The sequence below is a fragment of the Kiloniella sp. genome (genome assembly GCF_048259265.1).
In the GTDB taxonomy this organism is placed as follows: Bacteria; Pseudomonadota; Alphaproteobacteria; order Kiloniellales; family Kiloniellaceae; genus Kiloniella.
The window spans coordinates 220,535-242,629 of record NZ_JBLXHT010000006.1; the positions used below are offsets into that span (position 1 = coordinate 220,535).

Genomic DNA, 22,095 nt, shown 5'->3' on the forward strand with positions numbered 1-22,095 from the left:
AAATCGAGTTACAAGAACAAAAGCCAATGAGTACAAAAACAGGAACACGGGGAGAAATGATGGAACTCAAGCATAAGACCGACAAAGTTTATGATGAGTCTTTTCTTGACGTTTGTCATGCAAACATTCGTGCATTTTTTGAATTTTATTGCTCTAAAAAACAAGGCAGATCAATGCCGTCCCGTTCTGATTTTGATCCATTGGAAATGAAACAATACCTGCCAAGTATTACCCTGGTAGATGTTAAGCCAGAGACAAATGATTTTATTTATCGGCTGGTTGGGACAAAAGAAGTAGAAATCAGAGGAAAAGACCCGACTGGGAAAAGTATCAAAGATGAATTTTATGGGGAGTTTCCTGAAGAGGTCGAGGAAAATTACCGATATGTAAAAGAATACAAAACGTTCCTTTATGACCATACCAATGAAGCCGAAAAATCCAGTAAAATCATTTATGATGAAACGTTGTTTCTACCGCTTTCAAATGATGAGAACACCGTTAATATGATTATGTTGTTTTCCGTACAACAATACGCACAAAACAGATAAGCAAGGGAATAGACAGAGACTTTTTAATTTCCCATCCTGATTTGAGTTTTTGTTGTTTACACTGATTAAACTGCCATCTTTTACAAAAGAATAATAATTAAACGGGATAATAACCGTCATATTCGTTTATCTATAATCTGGAAAAAAACTTTATGTTCGAAATAAAGTATCCGCGTAACAAGATTTACAATGAAAGTTTTCTGGATAAATGTGATCCGAAAATTGCTGCTTTCTATCAGGAATACTGTTCGCGCAAAAAAGGGCGGAAAATGCCTAGCCGGGGGGATTTTGATCCGCTGGATTTAAAGAGCTATCTCTCTGGTATTACCCTTGTTGAGCAAAATCGTGAAACGGGAGAGCTTTTTTATCGCCTGGCGGGAACAGAAGCAGTGGAACTACGCAAACAGGATCCTACGGGAAAACCTGTACGGGAAAATTTTCACGGAGATAGCTGGGAAGAAGTGGAAGAGAATTATCGTTATGTGTGTGAGTGCAGGTCATTCATTTATGATCACACCATTGATGAAGATAAAATAGGTAAATTTTTCCATGAAGAAATTATGTTTCTTCCTCTTTCTGATGACGATAATTTTGTGAATATCATTATGCTCTATTCTGTAAAGTGTTTGAATTGTTCAGAATAAAAGCTGTTTAAATACAAATTATTGGTATGGATGATCAGATGTCAGCAAGGATATATCACCAGATAAAAAAAGACCTCAAAGAATAATCTTTGAGGTCTTTTTATCGAGAAAGCTACAAGCGTTAAAACCTAAGGGAGGATAGCTTTTAACGCGAGCCTTCTATGAACACGGTCAGTTGATCTATTAGATCTTAGAAACGATACCAGAGATATCGCAACGTGCCAGACCGATGTCTTCAAGAGTTGAGTCGCTGCAATTTTCAAGAGCGATAAGTGTTTCTCTGCGAAGCTTGTAATTTTCAATGGCATCAATCGCCGAAACAAAAAGGTTACCAAGTGCAAAACCAATACGTTCTGCATAAGTTGCAGTTGGGTTTACAGGAAGTGTTTCTGTGAATGTTACTGTAGCCATTGTTTTAACTCCTAAACAGTAGGTAAATAAAGTTTAGACGCTTCGCGAAAGTTCGTGTTCGTCCGATAAGGATGATATAATCCCACTGATTTATTTTTACGAGTGGCATTCCTACAACGCCGATATGCAGAAAGTGCATGTCACAAATTCGACATTTTCTGCGGGATAGAGAGTGGGTATGTTTCACACGGGTTCGCTTGGAAAGCTATTGAATTTGCTTGATTTTCGGTTGTTTAAACCCCTTGTCTTCAATCGTGATAAGGGTGTGGTAATCATCAAAAATTCGCATTATGGCTAATAAAAGATTAAAATTTTTGCCAAAAAACGGTCTCGTTTTACTATCTTTGCACCCGTTTTACTGTCTTGATAGGGGAGAGACTTTACTAAAAGAAACGAGTAAAAGAAAAGAATCGCCCTGAATTCTTGATAATTCCGAATCTTTAATCGATCCAAAGTTCCTCATAATCACATATAGGCTTAGAAGTATCCTAGGCGTGCAATGCTTCGATATAGCTTAAAACAGCTTCTTCGCTATGGTGCCCGATAATTTCATGGGCGTGGGCTTTGATCTCTGTTGTGGCGTTTGCAACAGCGATAGGGGTATTGACGCTACGCAACATTTCCAAATCGTTTGAACTATCCCCAAAAGCGGTGGTTTCTTTGATCCCTAGGTTATGACGTTGTTCGATGTGGTCCAACAGGGACTTTATCGCAAAACCTTTGTTTGCTTCTGCTGCTGAAATAACGATTTCCCACCCGCCAATATAGTGATTGGGGTAAAGCGTAATCAAAAGGTGGGGTAATTTTTCTTCGATCAGGTTCTTGATTGTGAAGATTTCTTCTTTTGTGCCCAGATAGACAAAACAAAGAACATCATCCAAAAAAGGATTGTCCTGTGGCATTGGGACAGTTGGGGATGAGGATGGGGGGGCGTTGACAACGATGGGGCAGGCGAAGATGTTTGCGGGTAACTCTGCTAGCCTTGGATCCTGGCGGATGATTTTTTCATCGTGAAACCACTGCATACCGTTGTTTTTGAGTTCAGGAAAATACAACGGAGTTTGGTCACCTTTCAGTCCGGAAACGTACGGGATTAAGCCGACTTCCTGAAAGCAGTCAAATGCCCGAGCGGCATCAGATAATCCCAGACCTTTGTGATCAAGAATGTGATCCGTGTTTAGGTCCCGGATAATGGCACCGTTTAGTTCTATGATCGGCAGCTTGAGATTAACCCCTTCCATCAAGTGCTTTATCGACGGAGTTGCCCGTGCCGTTGCGATTGTAAAATGCACGCCTGTCTCGATTAATCTGTTGAGCCGAAGGGCGGAGCTTTTGGGTAAGTCGCCAACAGCGTTTAAAAGGGTGAAGTCGAGATCAGAGATAAAGAGTTTCAAAATGGGTCCTCAGGTATTTAGGCGTGTAGGGTATAGGGAGACGCCTGTTGCCTTCGCTGCGTCGTGCGGTCCTATGTCGTGCGCAGATATTGATCTAGCGTATTTATTGAGATGGTAAAAGAGGTAAGTGATCTTGCCTATACGACAAGGGACGCTCATGAACTGTGTTATTCTTTTTAGGGAGAGGCGCTTTTAAAGGGGGGAGTATATGTGTGTAACAAATTATATCTTCTGGGTATCAGTACTATCTTGTGGGCCATGACTTCTTTGGCGACAGATATAATTGCCGTAAAGATAATCGGCGTTTTACCCAGCGTACAATTTTCTTGTCTCAATGTATTATCGCGGGTGCTGGTTCTTGAAAAAGAAGAATCAGTCGCTAAGTGATTTGGGAATAATACGCCTGATTTTATGCGTTCTTGGATAGCATCATGAATAGGGTGTTTAAATCATACTATCGTCAGCGACCTTTCCCATAGGTTATTATATTTAGTAAAAAAAATCTGGTAAGGAAATTCAATGAGCAATCCTGCGACTAGTCCCGCGAACCATCCCACCGATTACACCCCACCTAAAGTATGGAAGTGGGATAGTAAAAACGGTGGTGAATGGGCCAGTATCAACCGCCCTATTGCCGGGCCGACCCATGAAAAAGCCTTGCCAGTCGGGGATCATCCGCTACAGCTTTATTCCCTTGCGACCCCGAATGGTATCAAGGTGACGATTATGTTGGAAGAGCTGTTAAGCCAAGGACACAAAGGGGCTGAATATGACGCCTATTTGATTAAAATTGGTGACGGCGATCAATTTTCCAGCGGCTTTGTCGATGTTAACCCGAATTCCAAAATTCCTGCATTGCTTGACACCAGCACTGAAACGCCAACGCGGGTTTTTGAATCTGGCGCTATTTTACTTTATCTGGCAGAGAAGTTTGACGCGTTTTTACCAAAAGATCCGGCGAAGCGTACCGAGTGTATGTCATGGCTTTTCTGGCAAATGGGCAGCGCCCCATATCTAGGTGGCGGATTTGGGCATTTCTACGCCTATGCACCGTTCAAAATCGAATACTGCATTGACCGCTTTACCATGGAAGTCAAACGCCAGCTTGATGTTCTGGATCGACACCTGAGCGATAATCAATACATGGCAGGTGATGAGTATACCATTGCCGATATTGCAATCTGGTCATGGTATGGGTCATTGGTGTTGAATAGAAGCTATGATGCGGCTGAATTCCTAGAGGCAGAGAGCTATACAAACGTGGTACGTTGGGCCAAAGAAATCGACAAGCGGCCGGCTGTACAGCGCGGCAGAATGGTCAACCGTACGTGGGGTGATCTGGATATGCAGTTGCACGAACGCCATGACGCCAGTGATTTCGACCTGAAGACACAGGACAAAGTTGCTGCGGAGTAAGTTGCTTTAGTATTGTGTATCTGCTTCTTGAGCAATGATATGTTAAAGAAAACCTTTCGGGCCTTGGGCTATTGTTCTCTGGCCTGAAAGGTTTAATAAATCGAGCTTTGTTATTGAAACTAAGCTGATCATAGGCTTTCTCTGGAGCTGGCAGCTAGCAAGCTTAGTTTATGAAGTCATCGATACCTTTAGTGAGTGAGTGTGCAAGTTCTCTCTATTGTGATCGTATTACTTGCAAAATATTATTTACATTTAGCGTTCGCACAATTGTTTGATCAAGTAAGCAGGATGCATATTCAATATTTCTTAATGCGCCCACAGGATATGTATCAGCTAGAATAAGGCAAAATTCTTTGGATGTGTGCTCCCATGAGTTCGAATTCTTAATTAATTGGGTGCATAAATTCTCACTATTCTCAAGGGCACAAAAATCCTCCATAGAGATTTCAATTATTCTTATCCAGGATGCCCGATTGCGATAGATACAGCTAGTTATTCTCGTGTCTTTTTGGCATTCATTAAGAATCACATTCGTGCAGTCAAATATTTGAGAATAATCATTGTGAAAATACTCAATTGCACAATTTTGCGTAGACAGTAAGTTTTGTGAGTTGACCCCATCGGCTTTAACTGTTGATGCTAGTTGAGAAGAAATTCCGACAGAAATTAATAAGATCTTTATAGCAAGCAACATTATTTTGTGTAGAATTCTCAATGAATGTGTTTCGCGTTCTGTGTCCCAATCAAAGTAATTTATCTCGAAACCCTCAATCAAATAGGGCGTCGATCTCATCCTGAGAGATGGCTTCTTCAACTTCTATTGCCGGGCCGTCCATGGCGACTTCTTCTTCCGGTACTTCACTGGCTGAGATTTCCATGCCCAGTGTATGGATTGTTGAATGACCATATATTTCGGCCATGGCATTCACCCGGTCTTGAACGAATTGGATGGATCTTAATATTTTGGTCACGCGCTGTCCGGTTATATCCTGAAAGCTACAGGCTTCCAGGTTATTTGTGGCGTGGGTAACAATCTGATCACAAAGGGCATTGCGGTCTTTTTCTGTGTTTTCTTCGCGCAGTTTTTCAACGACATCCAGAATATCTTCTGATGATTTGAGAATACCATTCGAGGCTTCTTCTGTATTCCTGATAAGTGCGTCCAGTTGGTCCGAGACATTCTCGAAATCAGTTCTATCGCCCTTTTTTCGTGTGGTATCTGCCAACTCTTGACGAAAGCGTTCAACATAGAGAATTAATTTTTCAAGCTCTTTGTGAAGCTGTTGGTCTGTTGCAGCGTAAGCCATGTTAAATTTTGCCCCAAAATCAGTGTCTCACTATCGGTATGTGAGGAAAGGAGTTGATATTCTCAAGTGTATGGTTAAACACAATAATTATATGTACAGAGAAAGTTAAGAATATTTTCCTTTATCAAATATGTTGGTTTCGGGCTTATCACACTATCCTTCATTAATTAGAAGTTTAGTTTGCGGCAATTAACGCTGGGTTAAAGACGAGATATTTAACAGACTTTTTCCTGTAAAAAATTCCCGTAAAAAGCTTTTACCCATAATTTCATTAATCTAGAGTTGTCGCGCGGGGTGTCATATCATGTTGGGCTTGGGCCGACGGCGCGTTTATACAGATGCCAGGTTGCATGCCCCAGAATAGGTAGGACGACAAATAATCCCAGAAGACCTGCCAATATAGATAAAAGGGTCAGTGCGGCGATGGTGATACACCAAAGTATCATTGTTTTTGGATTATTTTTAACCAACCGAACCGATGTGACCATCGCAGTGACGAAATCAATATCCCGATGATAGAGCATTGGGAAAGATACAACAGAAAAAGAAAACACGATCAAGGCGATAATGGCCCCGACGGTATGGCCGATCAGCAGGAATAACAAGCCTTTTTCGGTCGTAAATATCAGATCAACGAGTTCTGCCATACTGAAAAGTTTGAACCCGAAAAAGCTGAGTGTGATAAAGGCGGCCATATCCAGCCAGATAAAAAGGGAAAACCCAGTAACCAGAGCCATCCAACCTAAATCCCGGTTGAACATTGATCCCACGACGCCAAAGGCCCGTCCCCAACTAAGCGGTTTATTTTCTTCCAACTGATGGCTTATGAAATAGAACCCACTGGCGATGAAGGGGGCAATCAAGGCAAATCCTATTGCGAGGGGGTAAACAAGGTAGGGAAGTTCTAGTTCCAGCAAAAGTATGATCAGGACCCAGCCGCCGACCGCGTAAATGCCGCCAAAAAACAACCCGTATGTCATTGAGCTTAAAAAATCTGATATACCAGCACGGAGTATTTCCGGAATTATAGACGGGGTAATATGATAAACATCAGGCCAGTTTGGATTTCTTTTTTTGACGACGGAATTATCCCCAAGCACTTGGTTCCCAACAGGGCTGGACGGATTAATTTCCTTTGACTTATTTCCCATTTTTATTTCCCCAATAACATGTGGCAACTGGTTCTATCAGTAGTTGCTCTTTTGCCAACAGGGTAGGGTATTTTCTATAGAATTTATACTATTAATTGTTCAGTTTAGGAAATATTCATATGGAACCTAGTTTTTGTTCGTGTTTCCTAACATGCTGATACTACTCAACGAAAGTGTTACAAGGGAATGTAAAGGTGGACGGTTGTCCCTTTGCCAAGGCGACTTTCAATTTCCATGATGCCGTTGTGGGCTTCAATCAATGATTTCACGATGGTCAGGCCCAGCCCCATACCTTCTTGGGTGAGATGGGGATCAATATTCATTCTGGCAAAGGGTTGCTGTAGTTTGAATAGATCCGTTGAGTTCATACCGACGCCAGTATCGGCGATAGAGATATGCGCATGTCCTGGCCGGGCTGGTTCGCCATTAGGTCGTTTTGTCTGGGGATTAGTTTGTTCTGGGGCAGTTTGACTTAAAGTTACTTCGTTCAATGTAACGGCGATAGAACCATTTTTCGGAGTAAACTTAACGGCGTTGGTTAGCAAATTAAATAATATTTGTCTGATTGCTCTGGCATCTGCATTTATTGATGTTACGTGCTGTGGAGTGAAGAGTTCTGTCCGAAGGTCTGCCTTTGTAAAGATAGGTGTGGCTTCGTCGTAGCACTCTTTGATGAGCTGGCAGAGAGGCAAACTTTCTTTTTCTATCTCTAGCTTTCCGGTTTCAGCTGATGATACTTCCAGAATATTACTGATCATGCTCAAAAGATGGCTACCGGAATGATGGATGTCTTGCGCATACTTTTTATATTTGTCAGAACCAAGAGGTCCGAAGTGCTCTTGGGTTAAAATTTCACTGAACCCCAATATCGCATTCAATGGTGTGCGCAGTTCGTGGCTCATGGTTGCCAGAAATGATGTCTTGGCAATATTTGCTTTTTCGGTTTGGCTTAAAGCCAACTGCAAGCTTTGTTCGATGTTTTTGGTGCGCGTGATGTCCTGAACTGTTCCATAAGATCGGATAATTTCACCCGTGTCATTTCGAACAGCCTGTCCAATTTCACGCAGATAGGCAATTGAGCCGCTGCTTTTTATGATTCTGAATTCGATATCAAATCGATCGGTCTTGCCGTCGTGAAAATGCGATTTATAGCGATAGTTCTCGAAGTCATCGGGATGAAGGTGCTTCAAGTCCTCGTTAGCTGTCCAGGAACCCAAATCAATTTGACTGGCGTCCATTTCATAGATTTTTAAAAGCTCGGGAGAATAATAGAGAGCCGTGTTTCTGGTTTCGTCCCATTCCCAGAACCCCAATTCTGCCATTGTCACCGCCTGTGAGAGCCTTAATTGTGATAGTCTGATCTCAGCTTCTAGGGTTTGTTGTCTCTTTGCCGTTTCTGCCCGTAACAAGGTACGTTCTAGAATAGCGGGTAGGACTTCAAAGAAAATGGCTTTTGGATCTTTGTTTATATAACAGGTTACACCAGCCCGCAGTGCTTTAGCTGCTTCGGCTTCCGTTTCTTGGGACGTGATGAAAACAGTTTGAAGCTGCGGATTTATGGAGAGCATCTTGTTGACTAGATCAATACCGGAACTATCGGGGAGTGTATGGTTGATAATAACAAGGAATGCAGGGGAAACATTTTGAAAATCAAGGGCATCCTGGGCCGTTGGCAAGGATGTGACCTTGTAGTCCAAAGGTAATAACGCCTGTTTTACGTCTTCGACAAAAGCAGTGTCGTCATCGACATAGAGTACAGGTATTGGTAATGCAGTTGCGCAAAGATTTTGCCATTCAGGTGATATCAGATCAGCCATAGGCGACCCCGTTCGGGCTTGCTATCTGTTCATCGCGTGGATGGTAGATGTAATTTTTTTTATACGGCATTATTTTTTGAAACGCCGTTATCTTTTCCATATTTTGTAACAACCTAAACCTAAAACGGGCCCGTTATCTGATTTGATATAAATGTTCCTAATCAGAAAGAGTGAAATTTTCTGTTCCGCATCTTTCTGATAACCTTTGCCTGCCAGCCTTTGCGCGGTTGGTATTATGTCAAACCAACGAAACCCAAACTCACTCAACCTATGTGCTTATAGTGTCAGGTATCTTATCGCTTAAATCGTTAATATTATATTATATCCGTCAATTTGTGACTTCCGGATGTGGCTTTGCGTCGATTATTTTCAAATCGTTCTCTTGACCTTTGATAGGGTATTTTCAATAATCCCGTGGCCGTCACGAAAGAATGACAGGCATATAAAAACGTCAGGACATTTTAAAACATAAGGTCTGATTTTTAGACTTGATAATAAGTAGTTAAGTGCTTGTTTCTCTCTGAAATATTGGGCTGGAAAGTGAAGAGAATGACCTGTTCAAAAACACCGGGCCAAGGAAACTGGTCTCAATTATCTAAAAGTTACCCCCTTAAAAATTACCGTTTTGAACCCTCTGAACTATTGGTTCTAGAGCTGCTGCGTTATTTTTGCCAGTCATATGCCGACCCTGATTCCCAAGCTTGGGAAAAGGCGGTTACTTTGGCGGAAAAAGAGCTTGGACCCTATGATGGCGCATGGGTTGTAAATGCGACGGCATCATTTATTCGTGCAATTCGCTACGAACGTAAGGCGTCGTTTGAATTTATTGTTTCTTGTTGCGAGGTTTGTCGGCAACAGGTTTGTGTTACCGAACTAAATGCTTTGTGGTTAATTCAGGCGGCGAGAACTGACAACAGCCTTGCGATGGAAACAGCCGGACGATTGACGCTGGACCAAGCAGGGTATTGGCCGGGATTAGAGGCACTATTGGACAAAGCCAAACATTTGGGCGGTGTCTTGAACGAAGTCTTTCCCGAAGAGAGACAGTTCAGGCAAGGGCGGGCAACACAAGCAGGGTTTTCAACTGGCCCGGTGCCCAAGGGTCAGATGCATTGATACTTTGAAGGGGGACGCCTTGAAAGGGATGCCTTAAGAGGGGTGAATTTTTATAGACGCCACTTGCAGAATGGGGGGTCGGTAAGCATTCAGCCGATCCCGCAAGCTGAACAAAAACTGAGCAGGGGATATAAACTGCACACAGAGTAGTATCTTTGGCTACAGCAACCGTGATCCAAAATTTATACTACAGGCATTTATGCTGTTGCTTGGGGCTGGAGAGAAAGTGATTTTTAGGCCCTTAACTAGATTGTCAGTGGTGAATTCGAGTACGAACAATGGTATCTCGGATTTATGAGCTTAATTTGTTGTTCCACCAAGTAATTGTCTCTTCTGTGGTTTGTATAAGTGTTGGCAGATAATCGCCGGCAGCTGACAAGTCTTTTGAATGGCTTTCCATTATCTTTGCATTCTCTGCTAATCGGAGGGCAAACATGGAACTGGCAGATCCTTTTATCGTGTGTGCAGCTTGATAGATCAAATCACTATCACCTGATGATAGGCCTTCCTTGATTTTGTCAATCTGAGTGTTAATCGTATCGGGAGCCATACCGATCAGCTCAACAATAACCTCATCACCGATCTGGGATTTCATTAGCTCATATTCTTCTTCTGAACCAATTGGCATACCTGTTTCATCGGGTATATTTGTCATCTTCGGCGAAACCTTTTCTACGAACTCTTCTTCGAATACAGCTTAAGCAAAGGGCGTAAACTGTACGGATTTGTGGCAATATATAGAAATATAGTGCCCTTTAGTTGTTGTTCAGTAAAGGGTTTTGATCGTTGGTGGTCGATTAGATGTTACTCGATATTGAGTGCCGTTGTAATGCTGCGACGCAACATTATCGCCTTTGATTATTTGTTATCTGTGGTACGCTAAGTATCTGAAATCCCATCCGTGATTGTTTGCGTATAAAACAAGATCTACGTGAAATCGTCACGCGTCAATTATACTAAATACAGGAGCTTGATATGTCAGCTTGTATTGTCGGCTGGGCGCACACACCTTTTGGAAAACACCCGGAAGAAGATGTGGAAAGTTTGATCGTGCGGGTGACGCAAGATGTATTGGCGCATAGCGAGTTATCAGCCGCGGATATGGATGAAGTTGTGTTGGGCACCTTTAATGAAGGGTTCTCTCCACAAGGATTTCCGGCTTCCTTGATTTTACAAGCTGATAACGAGTTGAGGTTCAAACCTGCTGTGCGTGTGGAAAATGCCTGTGCCACAGGGTCAGCGGCTATTCACCATGGCTTGCGGGCGATTGAATCTGGTCAAGCGCGGTTGGTATTGGTTGTTGGGGTCGAGAAAATGACGGCTCTTTCTGGACCAGAGATCGGGAATACCTTGCTAAAGGCCGCTTACCTTAAGGAAGAAGGTGATATCAAAGGTGGTTTTGCGGGGGTTTTTGCGCAGATCTGTGATCTTTATTACCAGAAATATGGCAATCAGTCTGATGCACTGGCACGTATTGCTGCAAAAAACCATGCAAACGGTGTTCATAATCCGTTGGCTCAGATTCAAAAGGATCTTGGGTATGATTTTTGTCGCACCTTGTCTGATAAAAATCCAGCCGTAGTTGGTAATTTAAAGCGCACAGACTGTTCTTTGGTATCTGATGGTGCTGCTGCAATTATCCTTGCTGATGAAGAAACAGCTAGGGGGATGGGCAACGCAGTACGTTTTAAATCAGTATCCCATGTCAGTGATTTTTTACCTATGAGCAAACGGGACATTATTCAGTTTGAAGGGTGTACCCGTGCTTGGCAGCAAGCTTTGCAGGCTGCAAGTGTGACACTTGATGATCTTTCTTTTGTTGAAACACATGATTGTTTTACAATTGCAGAACTAATTGAATACGAAGCAATGGGGTTGACCCCGCCCGGGCAAGGTTATCGTGCGCTGGAAGAAGGTTGGGTGTATCCAGATGGAAAATTACCGATAAATTTATCTGGTGGTCTGAAAGCCAAAGGACATCCCGTGGGGGCAACGGGGGTATCCATGCATGTTCTGGCGGCAATGCAATTAAGTGGAACGGCCCCACCTGAAATCCAACTTGCTAACCCCAAACTTGCTGGCATCTACAATATGGGAGGCGCTGCTGTGGCTAGTTATGTTTCTGTTTTGGAGACGAGGGATTAAAAGGCCGTCTTGATTACCTGATGGTGTCTGTTAGTGGAGCAATATTCAATTTAAAGCAATTTCAGACTTAGTGTAGCTGTTAATAATCGTTTTAATGACACCCTCTTTACGGAGGTCACTAATAGCTTTGTCAAAGTCAGGCAGAATGGATGTGTATTCGGAATTTTTGTTAATACACAGATACAGATTGATCGTATCGATGACGACACTCGTTTTTTCAATACGGTCTGTATATTGATTGTCGCGAGAGAAATAATCAAAGTTAACAGTGCCTCTAACGATGATATCGGCGCGTTTGTTCGCGAGTAATTTGTATGTTTGTTCCAAGGTATCTGTCCAGATAACCCTACCATCTGGAAGCTTGCTTTTTAGCCATCCATTGCCTCTGTAATCCACGATGGTAAAATTTAGCAGGTCACGGGCTGAAGTGATGGCGAGAATTTCATCGCGTCTTGGGTGGTTTATATAGGTGTAAACGACAATATCTGTGGAAAAAACAGGTTCGTTGCTACAGGTGGTGTATTCTAACCGCTCTGGGGTGGGACTGGTGATGAAAGCATCTGATACCCCTTTTTGGACGTTGATTTGAGCACGAGACCATGGATAGCCATTGTATTGGGTTTCCAGATTTAATTTCTGTTTGAATATGATGTCTAAAACATCAATAGCCGCGCCTTTCATTTGCCCATTTTCAGTCCAGACCAAGGGCGCGTAATATTCAGGAAAAGCCAGCTTAAAAGGTGCAGCCTTAGCCACAGTTGAGATGGTTAAAAAGAACAGAACCAGGGGCAATAGCTTCAAGTGTACACTCCGGCCTTTACTGATAATTCTTTTTCGATGTCTCAGGTTACCTTTTTTTAGGCCATTTGTATCTATAAATTTTATTTTTTGGTCAAATTATGAAATTTTATTCAGGGATACTTTGTAATTTGAACATGGCCCGCAGGATATTTTCATTGGAACGAATTCCCATGTGCGAAAACCATTTGTTAAATAATTCCAGTGATTTGTCGCTTCGATATAGTTCGGCAAGATAGCTGTCGACAAGAAGTTTGAAATCTAGTGATTGGCGCTCAAACATCAGGGCATAGGGATCATAAGAATAAAAGCGATTAACAAGTTTGAGGTCATCTGGGGCGTTTGCAGCATCCAATAAACCGATTAAGATGATACGATCTGCGATGTAGGCATCAATCTCTTTGTTCTCAAGGGCTTCGATCCCTTGGTCAGGGTATTTGTAGCTAACCAATTCAATATCAAGTTTGTCGCGTTTAATTCGCTTGGTCATAATATCAGAGGTTAGTGTGCCGTAAATCATACCAGCTTTTTTGCCTGACAAGTTTTTCAAGCTTCTGATCCGACTGTCGTCTTTTACCAACATTTCAGCGCCCGTTACATACGTTAGCAGACTGAAGCTAACCTTTTTTTGGCGGTCAAGGGTCCACGATGATGCACTACATATAATATCGACGGTTCCGGCATTTATATAATCGAAACGATTGTCGGCAGTAACTTCAATCATTTTTAATTTTAAATCCGGTTTATTGAGGTTTTTTTTCAGGGTTTCATAGATACCTTGGCAAAGATCAATGGAATAGCCATGGACCTCACCCGAGGGAGTGACGGCTGAAAAGGGATGTTTATCGCTTCTAAAACCAATGACGAAATTATTTGTTCTTTCTATGCGCTCGAGGGTGATGTCTTTTGCGTTGGCAGATGCGAGGGAGGAAAACGCCGCCACAATAAAGGAAAAGAGCATGAGTGATCCGAAGGCATTTTTTCTATGTATGAACATATAAGATCTCTTGGATAAGGACGTGTTGAGAAGCGGTTCGTAATGTCTGAAAATTAAAAGAAGGCATTGGGGTGCCCCCAGTATTTTAAAAAGCATCGTGGTATTGGGTGTTGACGCTGACAAATGCGGCCTGTTCTTCCATATTAATTTCATAAGTTGGTTTGAAATTATGATGTTGTTCTTCTGAAATTACGCGTTGATAGAGATTGTCGAGCACATACTGCTCACCAGATTTTGTCTCGACGACAGCGATAGCATGTCCGACCGATCCGTAGCGACCGTGAAAAATTCCTGCAACCAACCAGAGATCACGCTGGTCATGGCCCAGTAACGCAGCAGAGGTAAGGTAGACATGGGCGTAATCGTCACAATCGCCAAACCCCCGGGCGATGGTTTCACCAGGTGTTGACCAATAGTCTTTGCGCTCTGTTTTATATTTTACGTTACGACCAGCCAAGGCATAGAGCGACTTTAATTCTTTGACGGTATCGCTTGATTTTTTTGACATCAGGCTTTGATACCAATTTCGGACACGTTTGGAATGGTGCCGATCATAGGAATGATATTCTTTTAGCCAGCGATAATGAAACTGTGATTGCTGCGTTTTATTCAGGAAGCTTTTCGGGGCTTTGGATATCGTGACATACTTTGCACGGACGCTGTCCGCTGTTATTGCCAAAGTAAACACGGGTAATATTGTGAAAAGGCAACTTCTCCTGAGGTGTCGAACGATGTTGTCCACGCGGTTTCTCTTAATGTTTCAGGTTATGGTAGTATATTCTTTTTTACTGAAAATGGGAAGTGACGGGCTTTTTTAGCGTTTATGTAGCGCATTTTACAAATTTGTCCTGTGCATTAAAGGGCATCATCTACACACATGCGGTCTTATAAACAAAGGTATGTTATAGTGTTGTTTTTGCGGGTTTTTGTTTGGGTGGAAATGGAATAGGGACGTTAAGAAGCTTAAGGAACCATATTCCACAACACGCGTAACAGGGCAATTTGTGCCATCAGAATATAGGCCATGAGCATGAAGAGCATCATGTAGCGGTGTGCATTTGATTCCCCGCGGGATTTCAGAGCCCGCACCCGCTGTGTTGATGTTGACAGGTGCTTTGCGATCTCACGTATTTTACGTTTTTCGTTGATTTGCCAAAACTGGAGAAAAATCTCGGATGCGACGGCGAACACAGTTAGGATGAGGGAACAGACAATAAGGTAGTTAAGGAATTTTGCGTCATAAGCGTTGGCCATTGCCAGAAAATATATCGCAACGAATGCCAAGCTGAGGTAAGCAAGAGCTTGCCATTGCTGGCGTTTTGCAAAAAGAAGATTGTTACCGGCCTCGCGATAGATCATCAAAAACTCAGCATGGCTCAGATCATCAAGTGAGCTTTCAACGTGTGTAAATTCATCTTCTTCATCTAACATTGGTACCTCGTTTTAACGAAAGACCTCTATAAGCGAGCATATGGTGCAAACTATAATTTCGATACACCACGGCGCAGGGGCGTAAGTATGGACGTTTGGGCGGTTTTTGCCGATGCACACGTATATTTATGCCCGGGTGGACGAAAAGTCTTACTTATTTACGACCATAGAGAGATGATGGCATCAAAGGGTTAACAAGTTATTTATCCCTATGCTTTACCCTTATCTATCAGAAGCTTATGGGATAGTTCGGCCCAGTAAGATTTGATCAGTGAAATTTGATCAGTAAAATTTGGGCGCGGTTATCGTTTTTTATCTTAGATTGGTGATAGGATGAATTGGCGCGGTTCTTGTATGGAACATAAAGGCTGGATATTCTTGGTTGCTTGGGAGTTGATGATGACGCGTACTGTTGTTAAATCCATATTTATCTCTGTGGTGGTTGTCACGCTATCCGGGTGCGGACAAAATGCGTTTCAAGAAAAAGAGGTGGTTGTTGTTTCAACGCCTCAGCCAACAACCTATTGCTACCGTTCCCTTGCTAATGTTGATTGCTATGAACAGCCTGTTCCCGAGCAAGAGCGTACTCTTTTGGTGCCAGTAGAGTAGGCGTCACCTGTAAGTTCTGATCAAAATAGGCCCAGATTGGAATAGGCCCAGATTGGAATAGGCCTTGGTAAAAATTAGCTCAGGTACAAATGGACCAGAGTGGCATAAACGTAACCAATCAACGTAGAGATTCCCGCCTGATTTTTATGACTAGTCATGTCCAGCTGTGTGTGCCGGGTTCGCCCTAGGCAATGCAGAGATCTGTTTTATCTATGCCAGTTTTATTCATGCAGTCATATCAAGATCCCAAAGGTAACTGTCCAATTCTTTTCATGTTGGACAGTTACCTGATTTTTTATCTGTTTTTCTGGATTAAATATCAACGACATCAAGTTTTGAATCCTAAATATTATTTTTTATATCATGCATGTTTGTAGGGTTTTCTGCGGGGTTCAAGGCTTTTGCCGTTGATCTTGTTATCTTTTTTAGGATCTATATAATTTTATAGTTGATTAATTAATTGGCAATTAATAGTATCATCTAACAAATTATATAGATGAGTGTAAAAACGCTCTGCAGGGGGACATCGTGGAAAGATCGCAACTGGATTTGCATCGGTTTGAGAAAGTTTTGGCTTTGCTGGACTCAGCCGTCGAAGGAGAGGTTCTTGCCGCTCTGGGACGTGCCAAACATATGCTCGCGGGTGCAGATATTAGCTTTCGAGAGCTAAAGGTGGGGATCTCCAGTTCTCAAGGATCAGCTCAAGAACCTGTACAAGGTGGTGATCCCACCCAAGTGCAAAGGCTGGAGCAGGAACTTGAATCTTTGCGATGGTCCCTTGCTCGGCATGAGCTGCAGGTCGCAGCATTACGTCAGTCGGTGGAAGAAAAATCCGTCACAATCCAGAGTGAGCAAGCAAAACGCCATGCTCAGGAAGGAGAGTTGATGGGGTTGCGACAAGCTCATGCCGTGCAGATGGAAGAGGCCTTGAACCGTAAGGAAGAGGTCGAAAAGTTGACAAAACAGCTGGCGCAATATCAGGCCTTTGAAAAGGAAACGGGTGTTGGGCCAAGGGTTTCCTTGCGTCAGCGAATGAAAGCAACCGCTGATGCGCCACAGCATCCCGAGCAGGTTCGTTCGTCTCGGGCGGATCGTAGAAAAGGGGGAACCCGAAGTGATGATGCGGTCAGATTACGATCTTCAAAGGTGGCTTCGGATGCTGTAGAGCAGGCGGCTTTTCAGTTTATTGGCGGTAAAGACAGATCTGTCGGCAAAGAATACCGTTGGGCGCGTCTGGAAGACCGGCATCAGGTTATGGCGGTGGTAACAGAAGTCGGAAATGATGAGGCGGAACTCAACGCTTTAGAACGTGCAATGGGCCTGCTGGCGGAAGCTTGAATACAGCGTGTAGATTAGAATTATGGCTTCCAAGGGAAAAGATGGCGGTTCGACGTCAGTAAAAATAAGTGGCAATAGAAGGGACGATTTGGCGAAATCAAAAGGACAATTCGAATCTCTTCAAGAGAGCTTGCGCCAAAGTGTTGCCCAGATGGAGAAATGGGGTAACTGGGCGCAGGGCCTGATCGAAAGCCGTGATGATGAAATTGCGGCTTTGCAGGCGCGCGTCGATGCGCTTGAGACGCGTTTGTTGCGCGAAACGGGTGATGAGCCGAGGTTGACCAATGCGCAAAAACGCGAGGCGATAACGGCCTATTTGACCGATCCTGAGCGGACAAACTGGTCTGACCGAGAAATTGCAAGACAAGTGGGGACTTCACCACAAACGGTCGCAAATTGGCGACAGCGATTGTCTGTAACCTCGCGCCGGGGGCAGGACCGAACGGTCATTCGCGGTGGTAAAGTCTTCAAAATGCGTACGGATAATATCGGGCAAAACAAGAGCTAGGTAAAGCTGCTCAGGATGTCAATTACTATGAAGTCTATTCTCTTGAATTTTATCTTTGGGCAGTTGATTTCCAGGTAGTTTATCTATGGCCGCAAAAGAGCTGAAATCATCAGGGGTGTGTTTTTGATCGGCTACAGTTTTGGGCGACGATCAATGGTCTGACAGCCAGTTGTTTACCAGATGTTCAGCCTGCCTGATTTGTTCAGAAGTAAGCTGGGCAGCTATCTCTTTCATCTTTTGTGCCGCCGTTTCATGCCCGTTGATATCGGCAAGCTGAAACCATTTATAGGCTTCGACAAGCGAAGGTTCTACACCAGTTCCAGATATGTACTTTTCTCCGATCTCGATCATGGCTTTTGTATATCGTTGTTTTGCGGCCTTAAAGAACCAGCCCATTGCTTTGTCTGGGTTAATGGGGGTTCCGCGGCCTTGACTGTGCATAACCCCCAGATTGTGTTGTGCTTGGGCGACCCCTTGTCGGGCGGCCAAAAGGTACCATCGAATAGCTTCGCGGTGATCAAATGTGGTGTCTTTCTCTTTGTCCAGTAAAATGCCCAGACGTAATTGCCCGGTTAAGTCCCCCTGACTGGCGGCGCGTTGATACCAATAGATCGCCTGATCAATATTATCGTCAGGGTCATCCACGCCATCGTGATAAAAGACGCCCAGATTGCGTTGGGCTTCGACCATGCCGCCCTCTGCTGCGCGTTGAAGCCAGTTGAGAGAGGCTTCCGTGTCCTTGTCTATGCCGGACCCGCCCTCGTAAAGGACGCTGAGGTAGTACTGGGCCTTTGCATTTCCTTGATCGCCTGCCTTGATCAAAAGTTCGATGGCTTTTTCGTATTCTCCGGCGCGGTAAGCTGCAATACCGTCTTCGTAAACACCTGCTGCCGATATTTGAGGCACGATCAAAAGCACGGCCGCTAGTAGAAAGAGGCGCAAAGTATGAAACGAAGGGGAGGAAAGATCTGCTTTCGGGATCATTCGTTTTTTTTATCCAACTTGTCCTGTTGCTCTGGTATCTATCCTGTCTTAAAACGCGGTTAAATATGGTGCATTCTTCTTTGGAATGGGCTGAGTATAGCAATTGTTTTTCTTCTTTTCGCATTAATTTTAACTAGCTCATGGCAATTTGTTTTTACGCGGTTCGATAGGCGCTTTTGTCTGTATTGATCCTTGTTGGGTGCGGTCGGTCGATTGTGAGGGGCAAAAAGTTATTTTGATGATATTTGACAATGATAGTATTTAGGAATATTTCTCATATATGGGAAATGCCGAAGAAAATAACCAAAACAGACTTCTTGCTGATCGGTTGAAGATTTTGAGAGTAGAGCGAGATTGGTCTTTGGATGAACTTGCCGAACGAAGCGATGTCAGCCGAGCAACTCTGTCCCGTATGGAAAAGGGGGATGTCAGTCCTACTGCTGCGGTATTGGGGCGGCTGTGCGCGGCATATGGCATGACGATGTCGCGGTTGATGATTATGGTTGAGGATGATTTTCAACCGTTAATTCGGCGAGATGATCAGATAGTTTGGCATGATGCAGTAACCGGATTTGAACGTCGATCAGTCTCTCCACCATCGGGGAGTTTGAATTGCGAAGTTCTTGAATGCCGACTACAGCCCGGTGCCGAGATTGCCTATCCTAATTTTTCAAAAAATAATCCAGCCCACAAGGCGTTAGAACACCATTTGGTTTTAAGGGAAGGGGCGCTTGAGATAACCGTAAATGGGCAGTTTCATTTGCTAGGGCCTGGGGATTGCCTGCGCTACAAATTACAAGGGCCTAACAATTTTCGCGCCGATGAATCAAAAGGGGCCTTATATGCGCTCGTCATTTTGTAGCGCCTGATTTTTATGCGGCTTTCCTTGGTGGGAAATTCTATTAGCGATAACTTAATTCTGGAAATGGTGTTGGAAATAATGAAGAGTGAAAATGCTTTACTGTGTCTCGATCTTGAGGGGTTTGACCTTCACGTTGAAGGGTTAGCTGAATTGCTGAAGATCTGTGTTCTTGACGGGGCCAGTGTCGGTTTTGTTTTACCATTTTCGCAAAACGAAAGTCTGAGCTTTTGGAACAATCATGTACGTCCGGGGGTTGCCAGCAGTCAGACAGTTTTGATGGTTTATTTTGTCGAAGGGCAGGTGGTTGGGACGGTACAGTTGTGTAGTAGTGTTATGCCCAATCAGGTTCACCGGGCTGATGTGTCAAAGCTTTTGGTTTCTCCGTTGTGCAGGAAAAGAGGCATCGCAAAAGCATTGATGGCAGAGCTTGAAACACAGGCCGTGGCGCGTGGGAAAAGCCTGATTACGTTAGATACACGAACAGGGGATAATGCCGAGCCGCTTTATCATCAGCTTGGCTATGAAACTGCTGGCATCATTCCTGATTTCTGTCGGGATACACATGATGCAGATCGATATGACCCTACGACCTATATGTATAAACGTTTGAAAATATAGTTTATTTATCGTCGCGTGGACTCTGGGGCGATAAAGTGAGCCGTTAACGAGGTGAATAATACAGCCATGGGGCGAAGATATTTGGACCTGACTGATGGTTAAATAGGACGGTTCTGTGTGCTCTGGTGAGAAGTTAATCCCAAATTTTGTTGTATATCACAAATATAATAAAAATAATTTCTTTTAAAAATAATACTTTAGGGGGTTTTCGTTCTAATTAAGAATCATTCTCATTGTATTGTCATAATTATGTCTTATATTCCCTGTAGATATACCCGCGCTGGTAATGATGTAAAAGAGCTCGCAATGCTTTTTACGTGTGCCGGCAGTCAATAAACATAATTGATGGTTATACTCACCTTGCCGAATGGGGGATTAAATGAGTAAGCGTAAACCGCCGAGGATTTTGACGGTTGTTCGTAAAGAACAACTTTCACCGCATATGTTGCGTGTGACACTTGGTGGAATTGGCCTACATGGCTTTCCTGAAAATCAGGAAGGGGCACATGTAAAGGTATTGATTCCACAAGGCGATATAGATCCTGCCGAGTTCGTGGCACAGGTAGAGGATGGACAGCGCCCCGTGATGAGAACCTACACCGTTCGTCAGCATCGTGTTGAGGAAAATGAACTCGACATTGATTTCGTTATTCATGGTGATGGTGGCCCGGCAAGTAATTGGGCACAAGGCGCATTGCCAGGGGACTATATCGGTCTTTTTGGACCTGGTCCTAAAAAAATGACTTACCTGGATGCCGATTGGTTCTTGCTCGCGGCGGATATGACCGCAATTCCGGCTGCCGCTGCTGCTCTTGAAGCGCTTCCAAAAGATGCTGTGGGCACAGCTGTTTTCGAGGTAACTTCAGAGAGTGATCGCCAGAAGATCGACGCACCTGATGGTATTGATATTCATTGGTTGGTTCATGACAGCCCGACCGTAAGAAGTCATCAGCAAAGTGATTTTATCAGAAAAATGCGATGGCGCCCGGGATACCCTAGTGTTTTTGTCGCAGGGGAGTCTGGCGTGGTTAAGGAACTGCGTACTCATCTTTATCAAGAACGCGGTATCCCTAAAGAAGATACCTATATGTCCGCCTATTGGAAAATTGGTCTGGAAGAGGATGCACACCAAATTCAAAAGCGAATGGCTGCGGCTTAACTTTAGATTATAATACAATAGAAAGCTCGAAACAGAATTTGTTTCGGGCTTTTTTGTGTCTGTTAAAGAGGGACGCGGTTTGATCTTTAGGCTGGTTTAGTTTCTGGAATTGCCGTTGTGAGGGGGTACGATACTCGGACTTAGGGGGGGGAGGTGATAGGTGCGATGCCACTTTTTTCGAGTATCAGGCTTGGGTGGAAAAGGATTGTTTACTTAAAAAAATGACTCTTGTTGACATTGCCCCCCTGACAAAATCAACAAGAGTCAAAAGGCTGGCAAATAAATGCCGGCTGGGTAAGGCAAATACAGGGTGTACCGACTAATATTATCGGTGGTGTACTTAAATGGATCGCTAAATCAGCGAGCGATAGGTTATTTGCAAACAAGCCATGAATATAATTGGCCAATAGAATCAGGCTGAATATGTGCCTTAATACGACCCCCGAACTGACAGGCGTGGTGCAATAAAACGCGTTGTCAGTCCGAGGGAAGTTGCTTGCATGAGTATTAAAACCTAATTGACCTGAAAGGTGTGAGTGAAAAGAGCGTGAAAAAATATTCACGGGTAAATTTAGCTGGGGTAAATCTAGAAGGAGTGTTCTCAAGATCATTCCAGAAAGCTTACCTACGGGGCAGCTTACCCAAATGCCCCAGTCATATAGACCGTTTAATGGGTGTATAATGAAAGGTCTGCAGTAAACCTCCCTGTATTAGAAGTATGGGTAATAGGAGTGTGGGTAGTAGAGGTATGATGCGTATGTTCGCTTTTTTGCGATGTCGACGTTTATCAAAGGTGTGGTGAGGGCAATCGTAAGATCTTGGCAACCTTCAAGAAACATCAA

General features: G+C 43.6%; 22 protein-coding genes. 11 read left to right on the forward strand and 11 right to left on the reverse strand.

The window, feature by feature from the left end; all coding sequences use genetic code 11:
• The first annotated feature begins 26 nt into the window (after positions 1-26).
• Together ACN0QW_RS11800 and ACN0QW_RS11805 are read left to right on the forward strand one after the other, a co-directional pair.
• Positions 27-548 (forward strand): PAS domain-containing protein, encoded by a 522-nt coding sequence (locus ACN0QW_RS11800; protein ID WP_417431718.1) that lies wholly within the window; start codon positions 27-29, stop codon positions 546-548.
• A 152-nt stretch (positions 549-700) separates the two neighbouring features.
• On the forward strand, positions 701-1,192 hold the full coding sequence (locus ACN0QW_RS11805) for a PAS domain-containing protein (protein ID WP_417431720.1): 492 nt from the start codon (positions 701-703) through the stop codon (positions 1,190-1,192).
• Between the two features lie 183 nt (positions 1,193-1,375).
• Here the strand turns inward: ACN0QW_RS11805 and ACN0QW_RS11810 are convergent, their stop codons facing one another.
• Entirely contained in the window at positions 1,376-1,603 is a 228-nt protein-coding gene (locus ACN0QW_RS11810) for a DUF1127 domain-containing protein (protein ID WP_299373118.1), read from the reverse strand.
• A 488-nt stretch (positions 1,604-2,091) separates the two neighbouring features.
• Complete coding sequence (locus tag ACN0QW_RS11815) at positions 2,092-2,997, reverse strand: HAD hydrolase family protein (protein WP_417431723.1); 906 nt, start codon at positions 2,995-2,997, stop codon at positions 2,092-2,094.
• A gap of 519 nt (positions 2,998-3,516) precedes the next feature.
• On the opposite strand from ACN0QW_RS11815, the gene yghU reads away from it, so the two are divergent.
• Positions 3,517-4,413 (forward strand): glutathione-dependent disulfide-bond oxidoreductase, encoded by an 897-nt coding sequence (yghU, locus tag ACN0QW_RS11820; RefSeq protein ID WP_417431725.1) that lies wholly within the window; start codon positions 3,517-3,519, stop codon positions 4,411-4,413.
• A gap of 767 nt (positions 4,414-5,180) precedes the next feature.
• Here yghU and ACN0QW_RS11825 read toward each other — a convergent pair.
• The 3 genes from ACN0QW_RS11825 to ACN0QW_RS11835 all read right to left on the reverse strand — a co-directional run bounded on the left by ACN0QW_RS11825 (position 5,181) and on the right by ACN0QW_RS11835 (position 8,688).
• Positions 5,181-5,720: a hypothetical protein gene (locus ACN0QW_RS11825; RefSeq protein ID WP_417431727.1), complete on the reverse strand. Its 540-nt coding sequence runs from the start codon at positions 5,718-5,720 to the stop codon at positions 5,181-5,183.
• 302 nt (positions 5,721-6,022) lie between these two features.
• Complete coding sequence (locus ACN0QW_RS11830) at positions 6,023-6,871, reverse strand: DUF2189 domain-containing protein (RefSeq protein WP_299378593.1); 849 nt, start codon at positions 6,869-6,871, stop codon at positions 6,023-6,025.
• 176 nt (positions 6,872-7,047) lie between these two features.
• Positions 7,048-8,688, reverse strand: a complete 1,641-nt coding sequence (locus tag ACN0QW_RS11835; protein ID WP_417431729.1) for an ATP-binding protein — start codon at positions 8,686-8,688, stop codon at positions 7,048-7,050.
• A 549-nt stretch (positions 8,689-9,237) separates the two neighbouring features.
• Here ACN0QW_RS11835 and ACN0QW_RS11840 point away from each other — a divergent pair.
• Positions 9,238-9,804, forward strand: a complete 567-nt coding sequence (locus ACN0QW_RS11840) for a hypothetical protein (RefSeq protein WP_417431731.1) — start codon at positions 9,238-9,240, stop codon at positions 9,802-9,804.
• Between the two features lie 292 nt (positions 9,805-10,096).
• On the opposite strand, the gene ACN0QW_RS11845 is transcribed toward ACN0QW_RS11840, so the two are convergent.
• The gene (locus tag ACN0QW_RS11845) at positions 10,097-10,459 is read right to left on the reverse strand and encodes an Hpt domain-containing protein (RefSeq protein ID WP_299377443.1); all 363 of its coding nucleotides are present in this window, start codon (positions 10,457-10,459) and stop codon (positions 10,097-10,099) included.
• Positions 10,460-10,779: 320 nt separating this feature from the next.
• Here ACN0QW_RS11845 and ACN0QW_RS11850 point away from each other — a divergent pair, with 320 nt between their 5' ends.
• Positions 10,780-11,949 carry an acetyl-CoA acetyltransferase gene (locus ACN0QW_RS11850; protein ID WP_417431734.1) on the forward strand — a complete coding sequence of 390 codons (1,170 nt, stop codon included), beginning with the start codon at positions 10,780-10,782 and terminating at the stop codon, positions 11,947-11,949.
• A gap of 45 nt (positions 11,950-11,994) precedes the next feature.
• On the opposite strand, the gene ACN0QW_RS11855 is transcribed toward ACN0QW_RS11850, so the two are convergent.
• The 4 genes from ACN0QW_RS11855 to ACN0QW_RS11870 form a co-directional block, all read right to left on the reverse strand.
• On the reverse strand, positions 11,995-12,750 hold the full coding sequence (locus ACN0QW_RS11855) for a substrate-binding periplasmic protein (RefSeq protein ID WP_417431736.1): 756 nt from the start codon (positions 12,748-12,750) through the stop codon (positions 11,995-11,997).
• Positions 12,751-12,856: 106 nt separating this feature from the next.
• On the reverse strand, positions 12,857-13,744 hold the full coding sequence (locus ACN0QW_RS11860; protein WP_417431738.1) for an amino acid ABC transporter substrate-binding protein: 888 nt from the start codon (positions 13,742-13,744) through the stop codon (positions 12,857-12,859).
• Positions 13,745-13,829: 85 nt separating this feature from the next.
• Positions 13,830-14,423: a transglutaminase-like domain-containing protein gene (locus tag ACN0QW_RS11865; RefSeq protein WP_417431740.1), complete on the reverse strand. Its 594-nt coding sequence runs from the start codon at positions 14,421-14,423 to the stop codon at positions 13,830-13,832.
• 284 nt (positions 14,424-14,707) lie between these two features.
• Positions 14,708-15,175, reverse strand: coding sequence for a hypothetical protein (locus ACN0QW_RS11870; RefSeq protein ID WP_417431742.1), 468 nt, complete (start codon positions 15,173-15,175; stop codon positions 14,708-14,710).
• Positions 15,176-15,508: 333 nt separating this feature from the next.
• Between ACN0QW_RS11870 and ACN0QW_RS11875 the strand changes: the two genes are divergently transcribed.
• The 3 genes from ACN0QW_RS11875 (at position 15,509) to ACN0QW_RS11885 (ending at position 17,630) form a co-directional block, all read left to right on the forward strand.
• Complete coding sequence (locus tag ACN0QW_RS11875; RefSeq protein ID WP_417431744.1) at positions 15,509-15,784, forward strand: hypothetical protein; 276 nt, start codon at positions 15,509-15,511, stop codon at positions 15,782-15,784.
• A 528-nt stretch (positions 15,785-16,312) separates the two neighbouring features.
• Entirely contained in the window at positions 16,313-17,122 is an 810-nt protein-coding gene (locus ACN0QW_RS11880) for a hypothetical protein (RefSeq protein WP_417431746.1), read from the forward strand.
• A 22-nt stretch (positions 17,123-17,144) separates the two neighbouring features.
• Positions 17,145-17,630 (forward strand): hypothetical protein, encoded by a 486-nt coding sequence (locus ACN0QW_RS11885; protein WP_417431748.1) that lies wholly within the window; start codon positions 17,145-17,147, stop codon positions 17,628-17,630.
• A 150-nt stretch (positions 17,631-17,780) separates the two neighbouring features.
• Here the strand turns inward: ACN0QW_RS11885 and ACN0QW_RS11890 are convergent, their stop codons facing one another.
• Positions 17,781-18,614, reverse strand: coding sequence for a tetratricopeptide repeat protein (locus tag ACN0QW_RS11890; RefSeq protein WP_417431750.1), 834 nt, complete (start codon positions 18,612-18,614; stop codon positions 17,781-17,783).
• Between the two features lie 280 nt (positions 18,615-18,894).
• On the opposite strand from ACN0QW_RS11890, the gene ACN0QW_RS11895 reads away from it, so the two are divergent.
• The 3 genes from ACN0QW_RS11895 (at position 18,895) to ACN0QW_RS11905 (ending at position 21,253) form a co-directional block, all read left to right on the forward strand.
• Positions 18,895-19,476: a helix-turn-helix domain-containing protein gene (locus ACN0QW_RS11895; RefSeq protein WP_417431752.1), complete on the forward strand. Its 582-nt coding sequence runs from the start codon at positions 18,895-18,897 to the stop codon at positions 19,474-19,476.
• Between the two features lie 78 nt (positions 19,477-19,554).
• Positions 19,555-20,094: a GNAT family N-acetyltransferase gene (locus tag ACN0QW_RS11900; RefSeq protein WP_417431754.1), complete on the forward strand. Its 540-nt coding sequence runs from the start codon at positions 19,555-19,557 to the stop codon at positions 20,092-20,094.
• A 379-nt stretch (positions 20,095-20,473) separates the two neighbouring features.
• Positions 20,474-21,253 (forward strand): siderophore-interacting protein, encoded by a 780-nt coding sequence (locus tag ACN0QW_RS11905; RefSeq protein WP_417431756.1) that lies wholly within the window; start codon positions 20,474-20,476, stop codon positions 21,251-21,253.
• The last annotated feature ends 842 nt before the right edge of the window (positions 21,254-22,095 follow it).

Excerpts from the sequence above, each read along its gene's own strand:
- ACN0QW_RS11800 (WP_417431718.1), top strand. The coding sequence starts at position 27 with ATGAGTACAAAAACAGGAACACGGGGAGAAATGATGGAACTCAAGCAT.
- ACN0QW_RS11805 (WP_417431720.1), top strand. The coding sequence starts at position 701 with ATGTTCGAAATAAAGTATCCGCGTAACAAGATTTACAATGAAAGTTTT.
- ACN0QW_RS11810 (WP_299373118.1), bottom strand. The coding sequence starts at position 1,603 with ATGGCTACAGTAACATTCACAGAAACACTTCCTGTAAACCCAACTGCA.
- yghU (WP_417431725.1), top strand. The coding sequence starts at position 3,517 with ATGAGCAATCCTGCGACTAGTCCCGCGAACCATCCCACCGATTACACC.
- ACN0QW_RS11825 (WP_417431727.1), bottom strand. The coding sequence starts at position 5,720 with ATGGCTTACGCTGCAACAGACCAACAGCTTCACAAAGAGCTTGAAAAA.
- ACN0QW_RS11830 (WP_299378593.1), bottom strand. The coding sequence starts at position 6,871 with ATGGGAAATAAGTCAAAGGAAATTAATCCGTCCAGCCCTGTTGGGAAC.
- ACN0QW_RS11835 (WP_417431729.1), bottom strand. The coding sequence starts at position 8,688 with ATGGCTGATCTGATATCACCTGAATGGCAAAATCTTTGCGCAACTGCA.
- ACN0QW_RS11840 (WP_417431731.1), top strand. The coding sequence starts at position 9,238 with ATGACCTGTTCAAAAACACCGGGCCAAGGAAACTGGTCTCAATTATCT.
- ACN0QW_RS11845 (WP_299377443.1), bottom strand. The coding sequence starts at position 10,459 with ATGACAAATATACCCGATGAAACAGGTATGCCAATTGGTTCAGAAGAA.
- ACN0QW_RS11850 (WP_417431734.1), top strand. The coding sequence starts at position 10,780 with ATGTCAGCTTGTATTGTCGGCTGGGCGCACACACCTTTTGGAAAACAC.
- ACN0QW_RS11860 (WP_417431738.1), bottom strand. The coding sequence starts at position 13,744 with ATGTTCATACATAGAAAAAATGCCTTCGGATCACTCATGCTCTTTTCC.
- ACN0QW_RS11870 (WP_417431742.1), bottom strand. The coding sequence starts at position 15,175 with ATGTTAGATGAAGAAGATGAATTTACACACGTTGAAAGCTCACTTGAT.
- ACN0QW_RS11875 (WP_417431744.1), top strand. The coding sequence starts at position 15,509 with ATGAATTGGCGCGGTTCTTGTATGGAACATAAAGGCTGGATATTCTTG.
- ACN0QW_RS11885 (WP_417431748.1), top strand. The coding sequence starts at position 17,145 with ATGGCTTCCAAGGGAAAAGATGGCGGTTCGACGTCAGTAAAAATAAGT.
- ACN0QW_RS11890 (WP_417431750.1), bottom strand. The coding sequence starts at position 18,614 with ATGATCCCGAAAGCAGATCTTTCCTCCCCTTCGTTTCATACTTTGCGC.
- ACN0QW_RS11895 (WP_417431752.1), top strand. The coding sequence starts at position 18,895 with ATGGGAAATGCCGAAGAAAATAACCAAAACAGACTTCTTGCTGATCGG.
- ACN0QW_RS11900 (WP_417431754.1), top strand. The coding sequence starts at position 19,555 with ATGAAGAGTGAAAATGCTTTACTGTGTCTCGATCTTGAGGGGTTTGAC.
- ACN0QW_RS11905 (WP_417431756.1), top strand. The coding sequence starts at position 20,474 with ATGAGTAAGCGTAAACCGCCGAGGATTTTGACGGTTGTTCGTAAAGAA.